Source organism: bacterium, assembly GCA_036504735.1.
Classification (GTDB): Bacteria; Electryoneota; RPQS01; order RPQS01; family RPQS01; genus DASXUQ01.
Map to the genome: position 1 here is coordinate 14,558 of DASXUQ010000010.1, position 22,799 is coordinate 37,356.

The following is a 22,799-nucleotide window of genomic DNA, read 5'->3' on the forward strand; positions in this document are numbered from 1 at the left end:
TTAATAGATGCCTGAATAGAAACGTGCTATTTCAAAACGACCAATTTTTGCATTGTCTGCATGGATCCTGCACTTGCCCGAAGTAGGTAGATCCCGGAAGACATTGCCGTCGCATCCAAGGGGTAGTGTACCGAGCCAATCACGTTGCGCAATGTGCCTTCGTGGACAGCCTGCCCTAACAGATTGAACACCGTGAGCCTTACTACATCGCAAAACCGGGGAATTTCCAGCGAAACTGTAGCCTGGGCGTTAAAGGGATTGGGGTACACCGACATTGCGAGGTCGCGCGATACAAGAGATCGAGGACCCTCAGCGTTGACTGCAAGACCAGAGACAATGACTACGTGGCCTCGCAAACCAGTTGGATTGTTATCCCACGCGCCAACTGCGAAGTCTGCGAGACTGTCCCCGTTGATATCACCTAGTCCTGCAGCGCTCTTGATACCCATCAGATTGGTCGGTGCGGTATTTCCCAGAATTTCCAGCGCCGGGCTGGAGGATGGTGTAGGTCCACCGAAGTAAACACACAATTTCCCCCATGGGTCGTCATCGCAATAATCGGACAATACCGCGAAATCCTTGTAGCCGTCACGATTCAGGTCACCCACACTGGTAATGTTTAGCGGATATTCTGTGCAGCCTGGCCAAGATAGAACTGCATCCGGCGTCGGCGATATCGTCTGTGCGCCCCAGTGGATGTGGACTTCTGCACTGTTTGTTGACACCAGTTCAGCGCGACCATCGCCATTCAGATCGTTGATGATCCGGGCGGGGAAATCGGCGAAGGTGTTCCAAATTGCAGCCGGCGATGTATCTGGAAGCGCCGCCCCGTGGAAGATGTAGAGCATGTGCTGTGTCCAGACGGAATAGGACACGAAATCATCGAACCCATCTCCATTTAAGTCCCCGAAGGTTTGTGCATAAGGCAAGTAATCGTGACCGATACTACTGTTTACCGCCCAGTCAGGCAAGGTATCCATCGGGTTGCCACCGAAAAACACCAGTCCGCGATTCGGGTTACCGTGGACGTAGACATACAGGTCATCAAAACTATCACCATTGAAATCCCTCATAGGCAACAAGTATCCCAAGAGTAGCGAAGGGGCATGGAATATCAAGTTCGGTATTGTATCCATTCCGGGTCCACCATAGTAGATTTCCACAAGATTTGTGTCCCCATTCGCCCGAAGTTGTCGCTGCAGACACAGATCAATGTGACCGTCTCCATTGAGGTCCCCGCTTGCTCCGCCATATACCTCGTACTCGTTGCTTCGTGGACGAAATGTGAGATACGGCAGATTTGACGGCGGATTGCCTCCATGAAATAGTTCGACCCTAGGTTCGTTCGGGGTTCCCGATTGGCCCCATTGTCCGCCTACTATCACGCCCCAGTCCATATAACCGTCATCATCCTGATCCCCCATGGCGAAGACCGAAGCGCCATATAGCGAGCTATCGCCCGCGCCGTTCTGCTGCCAGATCACCTGTGGTGTCCACGGCTGAGCAGTTGCCATAATATCGGTCACGATAACGCATGTGCATAAAGTCAAGATGTGCAGTGCAGTCTTCATTGTTCTTCCTCTGGTCAAGCACGAGCCCATAAGAACAAAAAGCCAACCCTCTCCATACCGCCCAACCGATATCCGAGGATCAGCCATTTCGTCGTATGTATGCATCGTCTTTCGCGCCATCAATTCACGCCACAGTATCAATCTACTGCACAAAGGGCAAATTGTCAAGTGTGCGAATGCTCCACGTTCCGGAAAATCCGTGCGAATGCATGTGTCATAATGCCAATATATGCATGTAAGTGATATCGGTTGCGCGACTGCCTTCCATGCGACTACTTTTCCAGGCTTGTGAGCCTCCGCACAAGCTTGTTATGACCGTGAGCGACAGTGTTATCCTACTGATCAAGGATCAGTTGTCGCGAGTTGTTTCCGCTCAGCTTAGAAACGTAGTGGAGACGGTCTGGAGACACATACTATATCTTGTGGTTAATGTCCCCAAAACAGAGAGCTTCCCATTGCTGAGAAGCTCTCGGCACATTTAAGAGAAAGTGGCCTCGTCTTGGAAAACAATAACTTACGAACCGCGAGCGACGGTTTAGCGACGGTTACAACATGTGGTATGCCAAAAACTCGGCAAGCTGATGTTTTTCAGCGCCATAGTGGGGGAGAAGACGGTGAGCGACGGTCATTTTGTCACTCGTTCGCGTGTGCCAACGCGTCCGAATCCAACATGAAGTCCCTTCTGGCTTGACATCGTCTTCAAGACTGTCTATATTAAGCCTTGAAAACGACTCGGAACAAGTCACGTAGGTTCTGTCGTTGAAGAAGTGATTGGCTGTTACGGTCAAACCGTCTTTCCATGGGGACGACATGGTTTCGACGGGATTCGCGATGGCATTGGGTGCAGGCGGAGGCTGGGACATCCTCCTAAATCATGGCCCAAATCTATAACTGCCAATAACAGTTATGCCCTGGCTGCCTAATTAATTAGCCAGCCATGCTCCCCGGTTGTGCGCGGAACCGCTGCCGGACTGAGCACCAACCCTGTTCCGCTGGTTCTCTGTCTGCCGTGTGCAGAGAGCGAGACCCCGATGCGGCTGGCTGATTGCAGGTTTGTCTATGGCCCTGCACCCAGCAAGAAACAACCATAGTCTATGCCTGTAGTACCCGGTGTGGTCTGTTTCTCGGACGTGGGTTCAATCCCCACCGTCTCCACACAAAAGCCCTTGTTAACTACGATGTTGACAGGGGCTTTATCATTGGTATCCTTCCATAATCATAAGAACGGGTCTTGGATGGTTTAACATCATCTAAGCGCGTAGACTTGCTAAGGTATTCGCTTTGATTTCCAGCTCGAAACAGCACACATTTCAGCCAAGTTCCATCCTGCCGCAGTACAGAATGGTGTCTTGAAATCATCGTGAAATGCTTCATCGAGTCTACTCGAATTCTTCAAGCCATAGGAGACGAAATGCGAACGCTACTTACGGCCAAACAAGCAGCCGAGTACTTAAACGTGCGGCTGAGCACTATTCGGAAGTGGACTCATCTCGGTTTCATTCCCCGCATCAAATTCAGAGGAGCTGTTCGCTACGACCAAGCGAAGCTCGACACATGGATTGACAACCGCTCTTCGGCTGGGCGTACGAAGATCCGCGATTTATCGTCTCAAGTGAGAGATAAGCGCATGCAGGTGTGACGCTACAAGCAACTGCATTCGAGCAGGAATCAAAGGTAGCCCCGTGATGTCATCATCGCGGGGTTACTCTCTCCTCGATTGAGTGATGCCACGAAGCCTTTATATTTCCACGCTGCCTGCCCTGTGGCGCTCTCTTCACGCGCCGACCCGACAGAATTCCCATTCGCTTGCAGCATCGCCTGTATGGCCGTAGAATGGCTCGTAGGGGAGTTCTGCTAATTCTTAATGCTAACTTTAGTCCTAAAGTTAGTTGGTCTGACGTTGACTCCGCCACTAACTCTGTGGATGGTGTTAATAACCCATCCGTAGCCAGGTTACTTTTTCGGGGGATTGTCTGTTCCACCCCCTGACTTGGGCCCTGCAACCGCACTCGGCTTCCCTCCTGGGCATTTTTTTCCTTTGCTATCGTTGTGCCCACTGTCATGCAGATGCGTCCTGCTTCTTGAGCCAGTCCATTACCTGTTCCACGCAGGTGTCTATCGGCAAGGTGGTATCAATGGTGACATCGGCGTGTTGTCTCAGTATTCCATGCGACTGAGCTTCTGCCCTATGCTCGCCTTCGCCATCGGACCATTCAGTATCACCCCTGAGCCTCCGCCTCTCCATTCTCACTTCCTCTGGCAGCTCTGTAAGCACTAAGAAGACCGAACCAGGATTTGTGAGTTCTCTCAACGCCTGAAGGATTTCAAGGTGACGAATGGCCTCGATAACCAGTGAATCTCCAGGACGCCATTCAGCATGCTGAAGAAGCGATCTTGCGAATCCCGTCACGTCAGTATCAACCCAGGTTTGTCCCAAGTCCTGAAGTTGCGCACGAGTGGGCTGAACGATGCCACGGCTCACAAGTTCTGCTCGCAGCAGTTCCACAAATGTGACCCGTTTCCATCCCAGCCGCTCGGCCACGGCGCGAGACAAGGCACTCTTCCCACTACCGATTTCGCCTCCGAACGTCAGCAATGTGGGCTTATTCATCAGCATGACTCCCTGAATTGTCTGTAAAGAGGTTTACCCAACCGCGTCGATCCTTCTTGGCGATCCTAATCGGTCTCAGTTCCCGCACCGTCGAGATCATCATCAAGGTTACGTAATTTGCCCTTGACTTCGATTCCCAGAATTCGGGGTCGTCAGCACAAATCCGCTTTGCGAATGTTCTCCGGATGTCATCTATGCTATTTCCGGTCAACTGATAGTGCCACACGCGATGCACCGTACAGATTCCGCAGACAGGACCGGAAACCTCCTTCAAAACCAGAAGATCGCCGTTACACACTGTGCCATAAGGAGCAATTCGATTGACCGAGAATCTACTTTCAACAGTCTTTCGTTTCTGAAGGATGTAGGTGAGAAAAGGCTCTACGAACACACCCAGATGAATGGAACGAGTTCTGTCCTTGCCATGACACTCGTCAAGCAGCGGTGTCCATAGCTCGTCATCCCGAAGCTGTTTCCGGATTGCCATCCACAGTTCACGTGACCAATCTGGGTGTGGCTTCTGCTCCATATTCTGCTGCATAATACGTTTGCCGGAGAGTGCTTGATGTTCCTGCGGGATTAATTCCGTATTTGGTGACTATAGATGGGTGCGGATCGCTGGTCGAAGGTAAAGCGGTCCGTGAGCTCATCCATCCAAGCCGCTGCAACGTCCATTTGGAGAAGGAGCGCTTTCTCCTGCTCACTTCCCATGCGGCGTCCAGTGGGTGTCCATCGTTGAATCTTCAGCGGTACGGTTCGCAACGGGAAGAGGGGATGCACCTCTTGGAGCTTGTCTACGAAACCTCGCACTTTCGATTGGATGTGATCATGCCGATCCGTGGTAAAGGTGGCATAGCCGTAGACATCGAAGCCCTGGGCGACGAGGCGTTTCATGAGCTCAAATTGCCGAGCAAACTCTTGAGGTGCCGCTCTCGTATTGAATGAGAATGAAGACTCGTCGAACCCTTTGAAGCAGCCCACACGTCCGTAATTGGTGTATCTGCTTAGGCGATCAATCTCCTCCGGCGCGAGATACTTCCATAGGTAATCGTTGCTCAGATTGTCATCCGTCCATAGATAGGTTGTTGTGTGCAAGCCACGATGGTGCATCGCATCGGCAAACCACAGTGTCCACTCCGGAATCAAGTCTGGCTGCCCTCCTGACAGGACGATCACTTGTGGTCGGTTGGCTTCCAATTGGTATGAGTCGAGGAGTTCGTCTGGGCTTTTGAAAGCGGTGTACAAGGGATGTCCGCTCAGGACCTCCGAATCGACAAAGCAATACCAGCATCTCCAGGTGCAAACGGCGCTTTGGAACAACTGCACCCGGAGTATGTTGGCTGGCGGAGCGCCGAGCCAATGGAGCGCAGGGTCAATAGGCAAGGGGTTTTCCGGCCAGGATTCACCATAATCGCGTTGAAAGTGGCGTATCCGACCAAAACCGCCACAATTTGGCGGCTCTTTCAGGTCGTTGGCTTGGAGTGTCTTTTCAAAGGATGCGTGGAGAACCTTTCGGTTGGCGAGATCCAGCCCTTTTCTGCGCATGATAGCCGACAGCTTCTCCGTATCTACGTAGGACATGTTTCTACCCGGTGAGTTCGATTGTCATCTCTTTCGTTACTGCGAGGTCCTTGGCGCACGAATCTGTCTATTTAGCCTTGTTGCCCTTGCGAATAGACGGTACGGGAATCCCTTGTTCAGCCAAATCAGGCATACGCAGGTCAATGTACTTCATCACCAGCGCAGTAAGGTAGCCGAGTTCATCCTCAGATAGTGTTCGATCTTGGGGAATAGCGTGCCAGTATTCTACACACTTGCGGCAGCAGGTCGCCGTGGCGTGTTGAGCATAATAGATGATATTGCCTTCCTTGGGCGTCTGACGACCATCCCAAGCATCGGGTTCCTTCCCGATGTTTTGTCTAAGGATCTCATGCGCTCGTGCCTCAATTTGAACCCGCCCCTTGCGTCGTGCATAGTTCACCGCGTGTTGATCAATGTCCTTGTGCCACCAATCATGCCGCCAGCATTCTGTCTGCAATGAGGCAAAGGTATGGTCAACGTCGGCCACTTCACGCTTGTGCACACGTCTCCAATCTACTAAGTCAGCACCACAGTCGCGGCATTTCCCCACCGGATAGGGGCTGTTCTTGCGCCCAGCGGCTCCGTAATAGTGGAGTCCAATCTCGCACCGCGTAGACGAACAGGACAATTCGAGTTTGGGCAGAACCTTTGGTCGCGCCATACTCTTTTCCTCCCTAAGCTTCGGATAAAGCTCTAATGAAGACATCTTCGTTTGATTCATCCATGCAGGAAGATCGCAAGTTCCTGAGTAGGACTGACCGAACCGTGCTCCAAGGATTGATGTCCGTAACCTGGAGAGCATTAGCGGTGGGCCACCAGTTAGTTCCTTGCTGCGACAAGCGGTAAGCCAAGTAGTTTGCCAGCACTCCAACATCAACCTGGTTGCGTTCAGCGACCTGTGGCACGGCCCGCTTCAGCCACGGCACTTGCCCTCTCGCTTCAGTAACGCATTCCTGGAGAAGTTCTTCGGGACGTCCATTAAGCATTACGGCTACGGCAAACCACGTGGCATCGGCCTCTTCTTCAGACTCAGGTGTCTCGCCTGGCATGAGAATATCTTGCTGCTCTATTACCGCAACATCGGGCTCATCCGTATGGCTTGCTGCATGGTAGTACTCATGAAGGAGATCGATCATCCATCGTGAAGCGGAGACGACATTTTGCTTTACGACAGCGATATCACGCCCATCAATCCTCCAATACGCACCGTGGAAGTATCCGGCATCTTTCAGCGGCAGAACAGCTAACCCACAATCCCAAACGTACTCTGTAATCGATGCTAAGTCCAGGACTCCGTACCGCGCCAGAATGCTCTCATGAACTTCTACCGGATCCAACGACCTTGTCGCTATCGGCGTACTATCTGTGCACTGAAGAGCGAGCATCGCCAGATAGTGGGCGTAGACAGTATACAGGCTTACTTGCTGCTCCGTGACATTGGACGCCTTCTTATACTTCGTTCCGAAGGATAACGCGAGTTGAGGTTGCAGTGGCCTGTTACTGAAAATATCCTCTGAAGTCCAGTTGAAGATTCTACTGAGCCAAGATGCGAATTCATGGGCAACCGTATCGGGCTGTGCCTTTAGCCGCGCTGCATCGCTAATCTGGTTTTGGAGCCAGTTAGGAAGGAGCTTATCGACGACAAAGGATTTGCTCAGTCCAAGTTCACTCAACCGTTTGAAGACGAACCCCACAGATGCATGCGGCGCGGGCAGCAAAAGCTTCTTTTCTATTTTTATTCCGAGAGCGTCGACTACTTGCTGGATGCGTTCAAGGTTTGCCCCTGCATAGTCCGTGGCTTCGTACCTCTGGACTTGTTGCTCTTTGATTCCCAAACGGTCAGCAAGTTCTTGTTGACTCAGGCCGGATGCAATCCTGGCCTTGATCAGCGCTTGCGGCAATTCATCGAACGAATGGACTTCGATTACGCCTGGACTGGCGGCCTTCAGCGCCTCGTATTCAGCCACTTCCTCTCTAAGCTCTTCAATTTGATCTCGAAACGACTCGTTCTCTAAGCTTGTCAGCCAGCTCGGTTTCGGGCCTTCCGTCTGAGCCTGCGCGTTTGCTTTCAGAGCGTCTTCAAACTTAGCCAGTTCAGACTTTGTTATTCTGTATTGACGATCATTCTTGATCATGACAAATCTCCCAAATTCAGCTTTACGATTCCCTTCCGGTTGCCAGTGTTTCGGTCTTGCTGGAAGAAATCGAGGTATCGGTTTCCGGCGATATCTGCTGTTGCGGATGAAGGAAATATCTCTCCACCGAAGCGGGTCTTTTGATTAATTCGTCGCGGACCCGGATCCAGAATTTCAGGAGCGAGCTTCCTCAGAACGTCCGGGTCCACGCCAGTTGGATCAAAGCAAGCATCGAAATCCCTTGGAAACTCCTTAGAAGTCACGTAACTTCCGTCTACACATATGGATGTGCCGCCAGCTTGCGCCAAAGCCGCCCCAAGCTGTTTCAGACCGTCAAGTTGCTTCCGGCGGTGATCATTGTAACCGAACCTCTCCGTGAATTCAGCCCATGTAGCGGCGTGAATCCCTGGCGGAAGGTTCCCATTATCTTCAAAATCAGGTATTTGATTCGGCATGCGGATCGCATATCGCTGTTGATTGGAGGAGTCTACTGAGACAACAATATAGTTGTGTTGCTGCAAAAAGTCAAGCACCTGCTGCCGCTATCGGATGCCAAGTCATGCATTGGGTGGCAGCATAAAATACGTTTCGAAACTGAACAGGCTGACACTTTAGTCAGCCTGTACGGAAGTGTGCAAGACCTGATACTATGTTGATACATACGCGTCAAGCAGCAATCATAACGAACGCCAAGTAATTCAGCAGGCTGTCAATTTACTTCTTCGGCGGATTGTTATCTCGCCCACCACCTGACGGCTTCCCTTGATTTCCACTTGGGAAGCCCGCAGACCCTTTGCCACCGCCTCCACCGCTGCTGCCTTTTCCACCTCCACCTCCGCCTTTGCCACCACCACTTCCCTTGCCCATTGTTTTCTCCTCGATTTTGTGATTACCTGATCATGTCTGGGCTTGCACTAAATCCTACATGAATGCCGCTATAACGTTAATGCGTTCTTCCATGCCGCGCATGATGTCTTTGCGGATGCTGCGCATGCCTTCTGGCCGCTGCTTCAGCATTCTCCAGTTTATCTTTCGCCTTTGCGGCTTCCTTGGTCTGAATCTGAAGATTGGAAATATCATTTGTGCCGCCGTTCTCCAGAGCGACGATATGATCCACAACGTAGTTGTGACGCTGAGACCACGGAACGCCTGCACGACGAAAGGCCTCTCTCTTCTCGGCAGTTGTAACGCTTCGTTCAGTATGGTAGGCGGAGTCCCGGTGATGAACGGCGTGGGCGCTGTGGTGGGTGTAGCTGCGCGAGGAGTAGTGGTGCCCGCCTCTGGCGAGAACATCGCTTGATGAAAGCACCGTGATGCACAGGAGAATCGAGAGCAGCCTCATTGTGGTCCACCTTTCTCCATGATAGCCCATTGCGTCTTGCTCTTCTGACCTTCTTTTATGAAGTGCTCGGCCACTGCCCAGTACGAATCTTCTTATAGCCTTCCGCAGAAATACAGTATATTATGTCTTGGTTCAGCTCCGCGTTTACAGCCCTGACTATCTCATTGATCGAGCCCCCAGCAATCCACTTCCGATATAGACGCATATTTATGTCAATCGCATCTGCAACGCCTAGATCGTCCTTTGGTCCGATAAGCCCAAAAAATGGATAAGTGGTATCCCCTATCGAAACGGATTTGACAGCATGAATGCCTCTACACGTAGTCATGTTCAGAATAAGACTGCCTGACATCAATTCGTTCATTGGAACCAGCGCCTTTCGAAGCTCACTCCAAGTCAGGAAGTCGAATTCACCGATTCCGATACCGTCCTCGCTCCCGTGACCAACAACATGAATGAAGAACTTCTCGCTCTGCGCTGAACACGTCAGTCGGCTAACGGCATTCTCAAATGCGCTAATGTTCGCGCAGTCAAAACGTCTACACGAGATTGATTCGTGTTCAAAGAGAGACTTGATCATTCCGCTCAAATCGAACCGCTCGCGGTCCTCATCCGGAAGAAGATCAATAATAGCTACGAAATCATATTCGACATCAAGCGCTGGTTGGTCATAGCTGAAATCACTGGTCATAACACTTGCCACGGTTGGTGTACGGTGGTACATGTACTTCGAAGGTCATTAGACCGGAAGGCGCGTATTCGATGCAACGAAGCTTGGGGACTCTTTGCCGTCGAGATTCCACATGAAGCAGCCGCATTCAAGGATGTTTCAATGCATGGTCACAGGATCTGAGGGTATCCAGATTAGAGTAGCTGCCGAATCTCGTCCACGAATGGGGACAAGCGGACGTACGGAATGTGCAGATACTCCTGCGCCCTCGTCATTGCCACATAAGCCAGCCGTCTTTCAGTCTCGACGTTTCGGTTGTTCCGGGGCATGGTATCCAATCCGACGAAGAAGACTACCTTGAACTCAAGCCCTTTGCTGGATTCGATAGTGCACATCTTCGCGCACGGCGAGGTCACGTCCATATTGTGTCGTGATTCGTCGTTCTGATTAACCCAATAGAGTCGGTCCGTCTCCTCGAAATTGAACCGCTTGTAGAATGCTGCGTTGAAGGCCATCGGGAACTCTTCATACTTGTTGGCATACAGAATCCCGATATCAGACCAAGCGCAGGCTCCAGTTCGCACATAGCGATGAATCTCATCCATGATATACTTGCACAGTTCGGTCTCGTCAGCCAACTGGCGCATCACAGGTCGTGCCCCGTGTCTATTAACGCTCTTCGGCACCAGGACCGCTTCGAGGGATATTGCCTGCTGGGCCGGGATCTTCGAGAACTTGGAAGCGAGATCTATAATTTCGGAAGTGCTCCGGTAGCTCGTGTTTAGTTCAATAGGTCGTTTTCCCTGTACTTTCAGCCCCGCATCCTTCCACCGGGGAGTCTCCCGTCCGAAGACGTTCTGCGAAGGATCGTAGCAGAAGAGCAGGCTATCCGTTTCTTCATTCAGCAGAGAAACGAGACTTCGAACCATGCCAACAGTGAAGTCCTGTCCTTCGTCGATGAGAATGGCATCGTACCTGCCGATGTTGCGATCATCATCGGTGTGAGCACTGGCTAACCCTAAACTGCTGACTTCTTCGAGATAACCAGTAATCCGTTCTTCCCACTTGTCAAAGGGCTCATCCCACGCCCTGCGAAGATCGGTGTTCACGACGCTCTTCACAAGGCCAGTGAAGTGAAAGACATCTATGTTTGAGACATCAGACAGCCCTCCCGTAACTTCTACCAGCTTCCGGAGGTACTTCGAAAGGGAAGTATTGTAACACACCAGCAGAATTCGCCAATCGGGATGGCACTGCTTCAGGTACTTGGCACGAGCGGCAACCACCAAAGTCTTCCCGCTGCCAGCAACACCTTTCAGAATGCGATGACCGGAACCAATGCTCTTGGCCACGCGCTCCTGGTCGTAGTCCAAGGTACGCAAATCCACTGATGCTGATGGGGCACCAGTGGTGCGGACATCGTTAATTCGGACCTCCGGAAAGATCGCATGGCGAAGGATCTTGAGATCCTTTTGCTCTAGGGGCTCTCCCTTGAACTGAACCGTAATGTTGAAACTCGGCTTCAGTCTCTGGATGAATGCCTGCTGTTGGGACTTCTCAGTGGGGTCGAAGGATATCTCGTCGGCGAACAGGCATTGGAGTGGCGGCAGTGCTTCGGTGATACCCGCTTTGACCGCCGCGTCCCGTGTGATTTCCGAAAACACGGCGCAATAGCCTATCGGAAATCGTGGCTGCCCTTTATGGTTACCATCCGGATGAAGGAGCGAAGGATACTTCTTGACCTTATCCATCAACTCGCGGTACGCTTTTCGTGCCTGCGTGAGAGGGCTATCGCATTTCTGAATGTTACCGGAAAGGTCAACCAGAAACTTGTCCGGGTTCGCCTCCTTGATCTGCCGCAGGGTCCAGTCCTTGACCTCGATGATTAAGAGTCCAAGATACTGACCATAGACAATGAAGTCCGGGTGTTTGCTGCCGACAGTGAGGTCATACCAGACAATAAAATCATCGTCCGGCTGGAGCGCCTCTCGCAATATGTGAAACAAGTGCTTCTCACCCTTCGTGGCGCTGGCACTTGCACTGATACTTTCGGGAATCATTTCAGCCATTCGGGCTCGATAGCTCCTTAAGGACAACCACTCAACTCACCCTCTTACAGTTTTCTTCGTAAGCTTCTGGCTATGCATCAAATGGGTCTGAGATCTGGACGCTGATGAGCGGAGTGTAGGGCCAAGCTCAGGAGCGATACGCAATCTCATACCGATTCAAGGCTCTTGGAGGCTTGTCCAATGACTTTCAGCATGCTTGCTTTGAACTTTTCCAGTTGCTCGATTGCCATCTCCACACTGCTCAGACGATACTCATCAGCGATGAAACTCTCCATGAACTGACCGTCCGCTTCAATCCTGCTGATGGCCCGATCCAGATCCTCGGCACTCCTTTGTACCTTCATGGCAAAGAAGAAGGAGGCGAAAATCGCGACCAAGAACAGTGCCAGGAAGGACTCCACCATAGAAACAATCTGAGAGAGCATTCCAACCGGGGTGATCTCTGGAATCGAACGAAACAGTAAGCCGTTGAAGCTGTAGTAAAAGAAACTGTACAGTGAGCCGCTCGATGTCATTTGAAACTGCTGGTGCTCACACTTGTAGAGCCCAAGGTTGATCGCAGCGAAAGCTAAGGATGCCATGACGATGAGAACCATCGCACTGGTGACGTGGGACGCTATGTGGATTCCGCTATTGTGATACTCCCGCAAACGCTTCGCAGTAAGCAAGCAGAGGCGGTTTAGGAGAACCAGCATTTGGAGATTCGATGTCCATTTCTCAACCTTCTTCTTGTCACATGTGTCTATCGCTTCGGTTTGTATGCCGTCCTCCGGCTTAAACTGCGACACAAAGTGCTGCCGCAGGTAGGTGAACGCCTCAACATGAGCCCCGAACTCATTGACAGGTTTCAGAATATGCACAAACCGATGAACCATCGTCGTTAGGAGTAGAATCAGGATTGCCGCTGTCGCGGGCCAGAGAATAATCCCGTTATCCGAACTCAGGATCAAGACAAAGGCGATAACGAATAGACATGATACCACGAACTTGAATTTGAACGAGCGAAAGAGAGAGATAGTCATGTTGACGAGCGCTATTGCAAGCGTCCAACTCTTCTCTCTGTAGACAAACGCAGGCACTTTCCAAAAAATGACGACCAAGGGGAAGAACAGGGTGTAGAAGGTCCACCCAAGGATGTGCCTGCTTTTCGTAAGAACACACAGCAGGGCTGCCGTACCAATCAATAGCAGGAACTTGTAGTGCAGAACCCAGAGCCACGAAGGCGCGAATCTATCTGCCAAGAAGGTATCAATGTCAAAGACGAAGAGCTTAATCGGGACATAGAGCCAAAACATCATAGCAATCAGGTCTCTGGCTACCCGAAAGATCGACGACGCCAGCGAGTGATTGGTAGCGCGAATTGATGCCTTGGGACTGGAGACAATGGATTCTGTCATGTGTCGGAGTATGATTGCTGAAAGAACCGCAAGCCCATATCAAGTTCAGTTCTGCGAGCCAACAACGGAATATGCGTTCGATGATTGATCGCGGGAAGCGATTCGTGCATGACTCTCGCTTGCGAAAACATATAAATGGTGATCACAAGTCATCACTATGCCACTCTGTATCGGGGCACATCGCCATCGCGATTCGTAGGCCATGACGTGGTTAAAGCACAGTCACGAGCACCTTGGATTGCTTCAAAGCCAGCAAAGTGAATGACCTTTCCACAATGGCATAGCCATCGTCTGCCACCAGGGTAAGACCTGTGTTTCCCAATTTCAATTGAACTTCGCCTTCAAGAATGTGAACAAACACATGCTTGGTGCTCGGAGCATGGGTCCACACTTGTCCCGTGTCAATTGCATACGCGGTTACAGATGTTCCTTCGTGGTCGATGTAGATTTTTGTGCCAATGGAATTCTGCTTGTACGCGAGGGCTTGGCGGATTTGAATCACTTCTTCCTGAGAGTGGGGACTTCCGACTCCGGTCATGATAGTAACCTCTACTGAATGTTATGACGGCATGATATTTAGGTGCATTGGCAGGCGCGCACCAGTGGGATAGCGGAGAGTTGTGGTTCCTATACTGTTCCCTGCGGTGGGGCTGAAGGTTGGGATTGCGGCTGCGGGGCTATGGCTGGTTTTGACGGTTCGATTAGCTGGCGGAGGCGGTCAAGGAAACAGGTCATGTCAAGGTCTACACGGCTTTGCCTTCTTGCTTGCCCGGTGCGGTGAAGGCGCGCTTCACCTTCTCCAGAAGCGGTGCATAATGCGGCGCAAGTCTTTCGTCGAGAGGGATCTGCTTTACGTGTAGGATGGGGAAAAGAGGTACACCTTGTGCGGTCAACCTGCTTCCACAGATCTTCAGAAAGGGAGACGTTCCTTTCGAGGCATAAATGCCTTTCGCGGCATCCTTTTGCCGTGGTTCGGCACCAGCCAGATACTCAGCCACCGCCTCGCAAAAGCCCAGCTTCTGAAGCCAGTAGTTCACCTGCTGCGACATCGCAAAGATGGACTCGAACTGATGTTGGGCGACAACTCCTTTGAGGGCATCTACGCCGCGCAACGCACAGTCTTCCGGAATGTAAACGACCTTGCCTTTATTGTCGGACGTTCGCCTCAGACGTTCATTGCAGAGGTTCGTGACGTAGATGTCTTCCGGTTTGTATCTGCCGTTGCTCAGGCAGTAGATGTAATCGTACATGGCCTTGGCAAGGTCATACTTTGCCCGTTCCGATCCGGAAGCTGGAAGGGGGCCAAAGTACATGTCCGCAAAGAAGGCGTAAGATGCCTGCGTCGCCGATCCTTGCAGAGCGGGATCGTGCCCGATCACTAAAGCTTTGGCCGTGTCCAACGGGCCGAAGGGAAGAGTCGCTGTCATGGGTGCCTCCATTCAACACTCAAAAGATTAGCCTTGGCATGCTCATAATTTGCATAATCACAGGGAAATAGTCAAGGTAATTTAGGGACATTTGAAAGGCCGTTAAAGTTCCCAGAGTGTATCCGAGACTGGATGGCAAAACCGAGTGAAAGATGTGGATGCCGGAAGCTTCCTTCGCCAGCACTAATAGGGCTGCGGTTGTCAGCCATAAGTGGTTATTTATTATTGCCGTAACCAGAGACATGATCTCGTAGGCATTACTCCATAACTCTCCACTTTTTATCCTAATTCGTGGTCCGGCGAGGCGCTCCAATTTGAACGAATCGCCTTAATGTCTCTGGCACGTAGTTGCACGATGACAAGTTAGCATCCAGAACGTCAAATCTTGACGAACTGGCTGCTTTGTAGGTAAAGAAAAAGCCGGGTGGAGTGCCCGGCTTTTCTCGTGTCTGCCGAAAAATCCTACTTCAGAAGGAGTAGCTTCGTCGAATGGGTTGTAGCAGCGGTTTTCATCTGCGCCACATACACGCCGGACGGCAGCTGTGCACCGTCAAATGTCACGCGGTGAATGCCTGCTGCAAAAAGCCCGTCTGCAACATCACATACGCGTCTTCCTGCCACATCGTAGATAGTAACCTGCACGTGCTCTGCTATGGGCAAGGAGAAAGTGATCGTCGTGGCCGGGTTGAACGGATTCGGGTAAGCGGCCAGGCTATAGCTGGTGGGAATGCCATTGTCTGCGCGAACGGTTGCGGATCGCGTCAGGTCCTTGTGTTCGGTCCGGTTCCCTGAAATGTCCACATCGGCAAGGTAGTACCAGTAGGTCTGCTCGCCAGTAACGGCGCGATCCGTGAAGTCGTAGCTGTGCGGGGTCGCGGAATTCCCTTGCGAGGCGATAGCGGTGAGTAGGGAGAAATTGCTGTTCGGCGTGGTGCTCCTCCAGATTTCAAAACGATCATTATCGGTTTCCGAAGCGAGAGTGAAGGAAAGGCGAATGTTGCTCGATGCTGGCACCGCAGAAAATGAAGTCAATTCGACAGGCAACGTGGAATCCGATGCAGCTCGCTTCCACACTTGGATCGTAAGCCCGCCCGAATTGTCCCAGTAAGAGTCTGGGTCGCTGAATGAGAACACCTCCGCCTCACCCGTGCCAATGAAGGGATAGTAGTAGACATGATCCGGAGTATAGACATCCGGTGTCGGGCGCACATGCCAATTGTTGTTCCACATCCAACACCATGTGGGGTCACCGTATTGATCCGAGGCCAAGGGAGGTGTGCAGATCCCCCAACAGTAGGCCGCATCGAGCCAAGACCACCCATGTGCGATCCCGTAGTTGCCTATGACCTTCAGATAATACGGTTTGCCGGATTCCAACGGCACACTCTGCACTTCAGAGTACTGGGTCATCGAGAGGCTGTACTCTCCAATCAACAAATCGGTGGTCGAATCGGGTAATGCCACACTACACTGCGCATCCACATTGTCTATCCAGTGCCACGAGTGGCAATTACCACCTCCCGCGCTGAATACGAAGACGCCGTGACTGAATTCCACAGGCAAAGTTGCGGATAGCAATAAGGTGTCGTTGACGAAAACGGAAGTGGATCCGTTCTGAAAGCGTACTCGGACATGATGCCATTCAGCATCCCCCATCTGCGGATACGAACAGGAAGCAACCTCATTACCGACCCCGTGCGTGACAATCGCCAAAGTGCCGGACAGGGTATGGAATTTTATCCCCTGACCGATAACGTCGGACCAGGCCCAACCGAGTTGATAACCGCCATAGCCTCCTACAGGACCCGGAAAACTCAGATCCGGATACCACCAAAAGACCATACCGTCGCCGGGGCACCTGTCAGGAATCGGAACTGATCGAAAATCGAATGAAGCTTCAAAGTCCGTGACATCGAACGAGGTCAGGCACGCAATCCGACCAATACCTCCAATCCGGAAAGCGCTGTCCAGATGTGCGGCATGGTCGTCGACACTCTCGATGCTGTACGCCGAAGAGTCAAAGCCGCTGCCAAAATCTTCCTGCCACTGTGTTGGCGTAGTCGTTGTTGCTGCGAAGACACTACTGGCTATCGCCAGCATCAAAATCACGAGAAGTCTGTTCATCCCCATGTCCTTTTTTGTGTAATGCGGTTTCTGCATTTCTATTCTTGAATCGGGATTTCCTGTGGAAGCGATCATTGCGCTGAGACCAGCAGTTTGCGCGTGACAGCCAGACGAACGCTGTCCGATTGCAACTCAAGCTGCTCGTATTGCAGGATAGATTCCGCTTCATGCATAGCTCTGTCGAAAGCGTTCAGCTTGTCTTCCGCAGAAGCGACCCGATCTCCGGCCATGCGTATCATGCCCTCATAACCCAGAGTCTGAAGGGAAATGGGGCTAAGAACGATGTCTCCGTCGGTCACGTCTACGACGGCATTGTCCAGTGTGCTCATGGCCTCGGAGAGCTTCTTGTGGGTGCCTTGAAAGTAGCCCCATGACTTGCCGGACCACTGACGTTCCACGTCACCGAGGCTGTCCGCAAGCATTTGGTAAGGAAGTGAGGGACCTGGCCGCTTTCCCAGCCTTCTGCTGATAATGCCGACGAGGTCCAGTCGGGAAAAACCGTTTATCAGATTGCAGAATTTTCTCACATGGTTGGCATAGTAGTTGGCAAGCGATTTGGTTGAGGTGTAATCGAAGTCGAAGCGTGCGGAAAGGTCATTGATGTGGCGCAGCACAATTTCGCCTGCTACCTTGGAGTTAGGTGCTTTGGAAAGTATGGTAGCGGAATCGCCCACAGCATACAGAGATTCGCAGGCCGCCTCACAGTAGACCGACTTAGGGAATGAATCCAGCACCATGATGAAACTGGACGTCTGCCGCCGCCGAAGGAGTTCCAGTGCCAGGGAATCTTGTGCCTGCTTCACAAGAATGATGCAGTCGGCCTCTTGGTAGCGTGGCTCGTGCGTCAGTCTTCCGTACTGGCGGTTTTGGAAAAGCTCCAGTGCGGCCTCACGTCGACTTTGGCAGCCGATTAATAGCAAGGAGAGGAGGAGAAGGGGTGGGAAAAGTGCTCGCATTGGCATATTCCGGTTTGGTGAAGAATTCCATGCTGCCTTACTCGGATTGTGATTTGAGAATATCCTGCTTTGCAGCTTCTATCTTAGTGCGTTTGGCTTCTCTCTTGATTTCTTTCTTTGCAGCTCGTTTTATGCTGTTATCTCGTGCTGCGTCTCTGAGGTTAGCCATTGCGTCGGCATTCTCCTGCGATCCGAAAAGGAAGGTGCTCTTCAATTCGCGTCTCTGTGCCACTCTTTGTGCAGAGTTCTTGGTGGTCGGCTGATTAAGTGCTTTCCAAGCAACACGAACCAGAGTACCGATTAAACCCGCAATGAACACCGTGATCATAAGTCCGAACATAGTTATCTCCTTTTAGCCTCTTATGCCAGGAACACGTGTTGATGATATGGCGCTATCGCGGAAACTGCGAGATTCAGATCGGCTGATTCGAGAGCAAAAAAGAGCCCTCGATTATGCCGTTTCTGACAGCGCTCTGCTTGTCCTACCAAGCGGGAGTTACTGAAAGACGTACAACAACCGAGGGCCTCAATCCAAAAGTGGAGAGAGGCCATCAGTAACGGCATATGTCTTTCAGAAGTTAGATAACTTCCGCTTGGTAGGATGTGTGAATATAGCTTTGAAGATGCACTTAGTCAAGGCTTGAAATAGGTCGTTTGCATTATTTTGTGGATGGCAGTAGGGATGGTTCGTGGACGGTGAAAAATACGGTGAATTGGATGAGCTGGGAGGGGCGATCTCCATCGGGAGAGCCGGAGAGGCTGGGAGGAGGGGTGAGAGTTAAGGGTCTGAGAAAGCGGGAGTTACCCAACTCGCGGGGGCTAACTCTTTGATGGTAAGCCACACATAAACAGCAACTTACGCTAACTCCGGGAGGGTCGCCCTAAGGGGTTCCGGGCACCCGCCTAATTTTAGGGCCACCAGGCTAACTTTGGAAGTTAGCGATTATCGCGTTTTTCGATTACTTCGCTTAAAAGCAGATTACGTCGGGAACTTTTGTCGTGGTTGTGCGTTTAACAGGTGTAGTGGGAGCAAGTGGGCGTGGCCCCCGATTTTTCGAAGCGTTCCGGACCGAAAATGCTGGAAAACGCGATGTTCAAGTCAATCGTCCCCCACCTGTTTCACCAATAGTGAACGACACAAATCCGACTTGACAGTTTTCGATTATTGCTTATATTATTAACATGACACGACACGATTTACTGACTTAGCGGGGTCTGACCTCGCAAACCCGTCGCTTCGGCGACGCCCACAAAAACTAAATGCGGGATTTGATCCCGCAGTAGAGTTTATCACCGTTAACCCGGACAGCGTATTGGAATAATTATCGAACGAACTGGCGAACAAACCACCATCACACGACGACTATTCTATATGCGCAGGGCTACGGGTCCGCGCTTTTTTATTGCGCGAAATTCGGGTTCTCTGCTTTTCAACCCAAGATCAAAAAGCAGAACAGTATCGATTTATGAAAGGACTTATCATGGCCCACAAATTATTTTCTGGCCGGGATGGACATCGGGCAGAAGATATCTACAACTACTTCCTCAGCCAAGGCGGGATCATTTACTCCATCCAACCGATCCCTCCCAAAGGCGAACCTATTGAACAGCACACCTGCTTTATCTGGTTGGACACTTTCAGTTTTGAGGTGACGGACTATGACCGAATTTGCACCTGGCTTAAATACCTAGGGCTGATTTCCCCCCGATGGTGGTGGGACATCCGAATCACAAAATTCTTTCTGGAAGGGCTTCTGGACAAAGCTCGCCACCGAATCATAGTCGTCAACCCAGCAAAGGAATTGGCGGCCTTCGATCTTCACCAGGGCTATATGCGTTGGTGCGACCCCAAGGAATTCGCCTACAGACGCGGAATGCGCGCAAAGAATGCCGCCCAGCCTTATGTGCAGGCAATCCTGAACGCAAAATCAACGACAACGAAAGGACAAAAACAATGTTCATGACCAAAGACTTCGGACTTATTGTAACACTGAACACTCTCGGCTACCAGTACACCGATTACCAGGTAGACCAGTGGGGCAGAATCTTCTTCCGCTATCCCGATGACCCCGAAATCATAGCCATCGAAGAAGGGTTTTTTAGAAATACCGTGTCGGTGCCAGTTCAGGATTTCCTGAACGCCCACATGAAAATGAAGACACTCGTCTTCAAGATTAAAGAAAAGGAAATGGCAAATGGGAATAAATCATTCGGCAGCCGTACTGCCACTACAAATTGCACAAGATAGTCACGTCAGCAATACTCAAGATATTAATTTTGATTTTACGTTATCGGTATCACCACTACAAATCTTTACTAAAGCGGACGGCAGATTCGTCGTCTATTTCGAAAGCAAGACTTTCAATTCAGCCGACACAGACGCGCTGAACGAACTTTTCACAACACACTGCTATTCAGCAAACAGCTGGTATGGCACGTGTGCCAGCGAACACTACGCAGGGATGACAGGCGTTGTCTTAGATATTGACGGTGGCCTGGCCATCGAAGAAGCGAAGATTCGCTTCCAAGAATACAACTACATTTTACACACCAGCACATCGCATCAGGCGAAAGAACCGCTTTCGGACCGTTTCCGCGTATTTCTTCCCTTTGCGGCTTCTGTGCCGCGCTTCACTTCGGAAACGGAACATCAGAAGGTGTACTGGAAGGTGCTGAAGGAAAATCCGGAAGCTGATTCTGCCTGCGGTGATGCGGGCCGTAAATTCTTCCCACATAGTGAAGAATTAGGTTCGCCATTTGTTGTGCATGTAAACAACACTGGGAAATACTTCGACGTTGATATTAGTGATGTGCCGGATTCTGTGCTAAAGCCGAAGCGGATGGATTGTCTTCCATCCGGTGAATTAGGCACCAAAGAAGAATTGGCACGGGTCATCAAGTTCTGCCCGTTCATCCAATGGTGCATAGCAAATGCAGCTAAGGGACTACCAGAACCCCTATGGTATGCTATGATTTCTAACCTATGCCGCTTTGAAGGCGGCAGGGATCTAATTCATCACATCAGCAGCCAAGACCCCATTCCAGGCCGTTATGATTTCGACGATACCGAAGACAAAATTCAAAAGGCTTTGGTTAGCAGTAACCCTATTGGCTACGAAACTATCGTTGGCTGGGAATGGCCGGGTAAGGCACCCGAAAGACCCTATTCACCAGCTGGGTGGGGGAAGCTGGGCCAAGTTCGTGGGCGTAAGGGATTGGGTGAAGATGGGGAAGTCCCGGTCACCTATGACGACCACCTGATCGTAAACCTTGACGGACACTGGCAGGTCACCAATTTAGAAGCGGTGAAGAACGACCTTCTTGCCCGTCAGCGGGAAATCCGGGCCGTTTGCCCGTTCTGTGACTGCGATGATGCAGTGTTCAGCGAAAACGTCTATTGCTTCGCCAAGTTGGAATGTCCAAAGTGTCAGAAGACCTACTTCGAACACCCGCTGGCACCCAACATCTTTTCCTATAAGAATCAGGTAATGCGGATCGAACAGCGGTATGGCAAGTTCAGCAGCATGGAAATGCTTAAAGAAGATAACTTCCGCAACGACGCTGCATACTGCTTTGTTCACAAGGTGCTGGTGAACAGCCGGAATCGTCGTTTTTTGGACGATAACTTCCAAATCCGCAAGATGGGCAGCGGCGACTTTGAAAAGTTAAGTTATGAATTCCGGATCGAAGAAAACGCCGTGCAGTACCACTACCCCGCGTTACCGCCGAAGATCCAGGATAACGCCTTCATTGACGCATTCTTGGACCGGATGTTTGGGCTGTATTCGGGATTTATCAAGGATTGGATGGCACTGTACAGTTACACCAATTACATTGGGCTCCCGGTGATCGTGCTTACAGGTCCACGCGGATGTGGCAAAGGCACCTTCGCACAGATGATGGCGGCGATCTTTCCGTCTTTGGCCGGACTCTGGGACGGTGACTCGAATCACTTCAACGAAAACTACACCAGCAAACTTTTGTTCGTAGATGAAAATCCGAATGCAGACAAGGCTTCGCAGTACACGGAAATCAAGAAGATCACTGGCAACAAAACGATCATGATCAACGGGAAGTACAAGCCGGAATATTACGTGCCGAATAACATCAAGATTATTATTGCGACTAACGATCCCAGGCCAATGTTCTTGAAAGCTAGGGAAGAACCGAAATCCGAAAACAACAACAACTTTTTTATCTTCGAATGCCCGGACGTGGATCCATCACAGCTAAATAATCAGTTGGGGCAGCAACTGGAAGATAGGCTGGGCTACTATGTACGTACAGCACTGAAGGCGAGATATCAGAGATTGGCCGTCAGTTTCAGCACGAATGCTCGGTATACGCTGCCAACACCCATTACGAACTTTGCCAAGGAACTGTTCTGTTCAGCGAAGACATTGATCGAAACTGAAGCAGACGAACTGGCAAGGTACATCGTCCTGGGAATAGACATGAAGGATCCGTACAACCCGTCAGGACCTGTCATAACTTTGGATCGAACCCCCAACGGCACTGAATGGTACGTCCAGCAGAAGGACATTCGGCGGCTGATCGAAAGGCTGCGCTTCAAAGGTAACTCGAACCCGAAAGCGTACATCAACGAACTGCAGAACATGGGTGTGATTAGTCATAAGGACGACTATCGAAACAGCTTGGAACGTCTGGGTTACCGGATTCTCCGCGATAAGTCCCACTATGACAATGAACAAGACAACACCAATGAAGAACCGAAATCCAATGCATCATTGGATCCTGCGGATAGCGATTAGGCTTGACGGCCTCGAAGACTAACCGACTTCGAATGACAAATTTGACAAAATGGGCGGTGGCATTTCGAAAAATGTCATCGCCCAACCCTACACTTTTACAAATACTTAGAATGCTTTATGACAAAATGACAAAAATGACACTGA

General features: G+C 51.0%; 19 protein-coding genes and 1 other RNA gene. 5 read left to right on the forward strand and 15 right to left on the reverse strand.

Annotated features, from left to right (window positions below; translation table 11 throughout):
• Nucleotides 1-26 precede the first annotated feature (26 nt).
• Nucleotides 27-1,571 carry an FG-GAP-like repeat-containing protein gene (locus VGL38_09370; GenBank protein HEY3295639.1) on the reverse strand — a complete coding sequence of 515 codons (1,545 nt, stop codon included), beginning with the start codon at nt 1,569-1,571 and terminating at the stop codon, nt 27-29.
• An 801-nt stretch (nt 1,572-2,372) separates the two neighbouring features.
• On the opposite strand from VGL38_09370, the gene ssrA reads away from it, so the two are divergent.
• Nucleotides 2,373-2,729: a transfer-messenger RNA gene (gene ssrA / locus VGL38_09375) on the forward strand.
• A gap of 901 nt (nt 2,730-3,630) precedes the next feature.
• Here ssrA and VGL38_09380 read toward each other — a convergent pair.
• The 5 genes from VGL38_09380 to VGL38_09400 all read right to left on the reverse strand — a co-directional run bounded on the left by VGL38_09380 (nt 3,631) and on the right by VGL38_09400 (nt 8,431).
• The gene (locus VGL38_09380) at nt 3,631-4,182 is read right to left on the reverse strand and encodes an AAA family ATPase (GenBank protein ID HEY3295640.1); all 552 of its coding nucleotides are present in this window, start codon (nt 4,180-4,182) and stop codon (nt 3,631-3,633) included.
• A gap of 579 nt (nt 4,183-4,761) precedes the next feature.
• Complete coding sequence (locus VGL38_09385; protein HEY3295641.1) at nt 4,762-5,763, reverse strand: hypothetical protein; 1,002 nt, start codon at nt 5,761-5,763, stop codon at nt 4,762-4,764.
• Nucleotides 5,764-5,830: 67 nt separating this feature from the next.
• On the reverse strand, nt 5,831-6,265 hold the full coding sequence (locus VGL38_09390) for a DUF4186 family protein (protein ID HEY3295642.1): 435 nt from the start codon (nt 6,263-6,265) through the stop codon (nt 5,831-5,833).
• A gap of 172 nt (nt 6,266-6,437) precedes the next feature.
• Entirely contained in the window at nt 6,438-7,898 is a 1,461-nt protein-coding gene (locus VGL38_09395; GenBank protein HEY3295643.1) for an XRE family transcriptional regulator, read from the reverse strand.
• A complete protein-coding gene (locus VGL38_09400; protein ID HEY3295644.1) occupies nt 7,895-8,431 on the reverse strand; it encodes a hypothetical protein in 537 nt (178 codons plus the stop codon). The genes VGL38_09395 and VGL38_09400 overlap by 4 nt, the downstream gene beginning before the upstream one ends.
• 229 nt (nt 8,432-8,660) lie before the next feature.
• On the opposite strand from VGL38_09400, the gene VGL38_09405 reads away from it, so the two are divergent.
• Nucleotides 8,661-8,795 carry a hypothetical protein gene (locus tag VGL38_09405; GenBank protein ID HEY3295645.1) on the forward strand — a complete coding sequence of 45 codons (135 nt, stop codon included), beginning with the start codon at nt 8,661-8,663 and terminating at the stop codon, nt 8,793-8,795.
• Between the two features lie 46 nt (nt 8,796-8,841).
• Here the strand turns inward: VGL38_09405 and VGL38_09410 are convergent, their stop codons facing one another.
• From VGL38_09410 to VGL38_09450, 9 genes are all read right to left on the reverse strand, one after another.
• Nucleotides 8,842-9,240 carry a hypothetical protein gene (locus VGL38_09410; GenBank protein ID HEY3295646.1) on the reverse strand — a complete coding sequence of 133 codons (399 nt, stop codon included), beginning with the start codon at nt 9,238-9,240 and terminating at the stop codon, nt 8,842-8,844.
• A 55-nt stretch (nt 9,241-9,295) separates the two neighbouring features.
• Nucleotides 9,296-9,931, reverse strand: coding sequence for a hypothetical protein (locus VGL38_09415; protein ID HEY3295647.1), 636 nt, complete (start codon nt 9,929-9,931; stop codon nt 9,296-9,298).
• A 173-nt stretch (nt 9,932-10,104) separates the two neighbouring features.
• Nucleotides 10,105-11,979 (reverse strand): 3'-5' exonuclease, encoded by a 1,875-nt coding sequence (locus VGL38_09420; GenBank protein ID HEY3295648.1) that lies wholly within the window; start codon nt 11,977-11,979, stop codon nt 10,105-10,107.
• Between the two features lie 146 nt (nt 11,980-12,125).
• Nucleotides 12,126-13,376, reverse strand: coding sequence for a hypothetical protein (locus VGL38_09425; GenBank protein ID HEY3295649.1), 1,251 nt, complete (start codon nt 13,374-13,376; stop codon nt 12,126-12,128).
• Between the two features lie 211 nt (nt 13,377-13,587).
• On the reverse strand, nt 13,588-13,914 hold the full coding sequence (locus VGL38_09430) for a hypothetical protein (GenBank protein ID HEY3295650.1): 327 nt from the start codon (nt 13,912-13,914) through the stop codon (nt 13,588-13,590).
• 205 nt (nt 13,915-14,119) lie between these two features.
• Nucleotides 14,120-14,803 carry a hypothetical protein gene (locus tag VGL38_09435; GenBank protein ID HEY3295651.1) on the reverse strand — a complete coding sequence of 228 codons (684 nt, stop codon included), beginning with the start codon at nt 14,801-14,803 and terminating at the stop codon, nt 14,120-14,122.
• A gap of 462 nt (nt 14,804-15,265) precedes the next feature.
• Nucleotides 15,266-16,927: a T9SS type A sorting domain-containing protein gene (locus tag VGL38_09440; GenBank protein HEY3295652.1), complete on the reverse strand. Its 1,662-nt coding sequence runs from the start codon at nt 16,925-16,927 to the stop codon at nt 15,266-15,268.
• Nucleotides 16,928-16,998: 71 nt separating this feature from the next.
• Nucleotides 16,999-17,883: a hypothetical protein gene (locus tag VGL38_09445; GenBank protein HEY3295653.1), complete on the reverse strand. Its 885-nt coding sequence runs from the start codon at nt 17,881-17,883 to the stop codon at nt 16,999-17,001.
• A gap of 37 nt (nt 17,884-17,920) precedes the next feature.
• Nucleotides 17,921-18,223, reverse strand: a complete 303-nt coding sequence (locus VGL38_09450) for a hypothetical protein (GenBank protein HEY3295654.1) — start codon at nt 18,221-18,223, stop codon at nt 17,921-17,923.
• 1,141 nt (nt 18,224-19,364) lie between these two features.
• Between VGL38_09450 and VGL38_09455 the strand changes: the two genes are divergently transcribed.
• Genes VGL38_09455 through VGL38_09465 form a run of 3 tightly spaced genes read left to right on the forward strand, consistent with a single transcriptional unit; the run spans nt 19,365 to nt 22,655 of the window.
• Complete coding sequence (locus tag VGL38_09455) at nt 19,365-19,847, forward strand: hypothetical protein (GenBank protein ID HEY3295655.1); 483 nt, start codon at nt 19,365-19,367, stop codon at nt 19,845-19,847.
• Entirely contained in the window at nt 19,844-20,131 is a 288-nt protein-coding gene (locus VGL38_09460; protein ID HEY3295656.1) for a hypothetical protein, read from the forward strand. The genes VGL38_09455 and VGL38_09460 overlap by 4 nt, the downstream gene beginning before the upstream one ends.
• Nucleotides 20,079-22,655, forward strand: coding sequence for a primase-helicase family protein (locus VGL38_09465; protein ID HEY3295657.1), 2,577 nt, complete (start codon nt 20,079-20,081; stop codon nt 22,653-22,655). The genes VGL38_09460 and VGL38_09465 overlap by 53 nt, the downstream gene beginning before the upstream one ends.
• Nucleotides 22,656-22,799: the final 144 nt, after the last annotated feature.

Bases quoted from the DNA above. Each gene is read 5' to 3' on its own strand.
- VGL38_09395 (HEY3295643.1), bottom strand. From the start codon at position 7,898: ATGATCAAGAATGATCGTCAATACAGAATAACAAAGTCTGAACTGGCT.
- VGL38_09460 (HEY3295656.1), top strand. From the start codon at position 19,844: ATGACCAAAGACTTCGGACTTATTGTAACACTGAACACTCTCGGCTAC.
- VGL38_09465 (HEY3295657.1), top strand. From the start codon at position 20,079: ATGGGAATAAATCATTCGGCAGCCGTACTGCCACTACAAATTGCACAA.
- VGL38_09415 (HEY3295647.1), bottom strand. From the start codon at position 9,931: ATGACCAGTGATTTCAGCTATGACCAACCAGCGCTTGATGTCGAATAT.
- VGL38_09455 (HEY3295655.1), top strand. From the start codon at position 19,365: ATGGCCCACAAATTATTTTCTGGCCGGGATGGACATCGGGCAGAAGAT.
- VGL38_09445 (HEY3295653.1), bottom strand. From the start codon at position 17,883: ATGCGAGCACTTTTCCCACCCCTTCTCCTCCTCTCCTTGCTATTAATC.
- VGL38_09385 (HEY3295641.1), bottom strand. From the start codon at position 5,763: ATGTCCTACGTAGATACGGAGAAGCTGTCGGCTATCATGCGCAGAAAA.
- VGL38_09450 (HEY3295654.1), bottom strand. From the start codon at position 18,223: ATGTTCGGACTTATGATCACGGTGTTCATTGCGGGTTTAATCGGTACT.
- VGL38_09370 (HEY3295639.1), bottom strand. From the start codon at position 1,571: ATGAAGACTGCACTGCACATCTTGACTTTATGCACATGCGTTATCGTG.
- VGL38_09420 (HEY3295648.1), bottom strand. From the start codon at position 11,979: ATGGCTGAAATGATTCCCGAAAGTATCAGTGCAAGTGCCAGCGCCACG.
- VGL38_09430 (HEY3295650.1), bottom strand. From the start codon at position 13,914: ATGACCGGAGTCGGAAGTCCCCACTCTCAGGAAGAAGTGATTCAAATC.
- VGL38_09435 (HEY3295651.1), bottom strand. From the start codon at position 14,803: ATGACAGCGACTCTTCCCTTCGGCCCGTTGGACACGGCCAAAGCTTTA.
- VGL38_09380 (HEY3295640.1), bottom strand. From the start codon at position 4,182: ATGAATAAGCCCACATTGCTGACGTTCGGAGGCGAAATCGGTAGTGGG.
- VGL38_09425 (HEY3295649.1), bottom strand. From the start codon at position 13,376: ATGACAGAATCCATTGTCTCCAGTCCCAAGGCATCAATTCGCGCTACC.
- VGL38_09440 (HEY3295652.1), bottom strand. From the start codon at position 16,927: ATGAACAGACTTCTCGTGATTTTGATGCTGGCGATAGCCAGTAGTGTC.
- VGL38_09410 (HEY3295646.1), bottom strand. From the start codon at position 9,240: ATGAGGCTGCTCTCGATTCTCCTGTGCATCACGGTGCTTTCATCAAGC.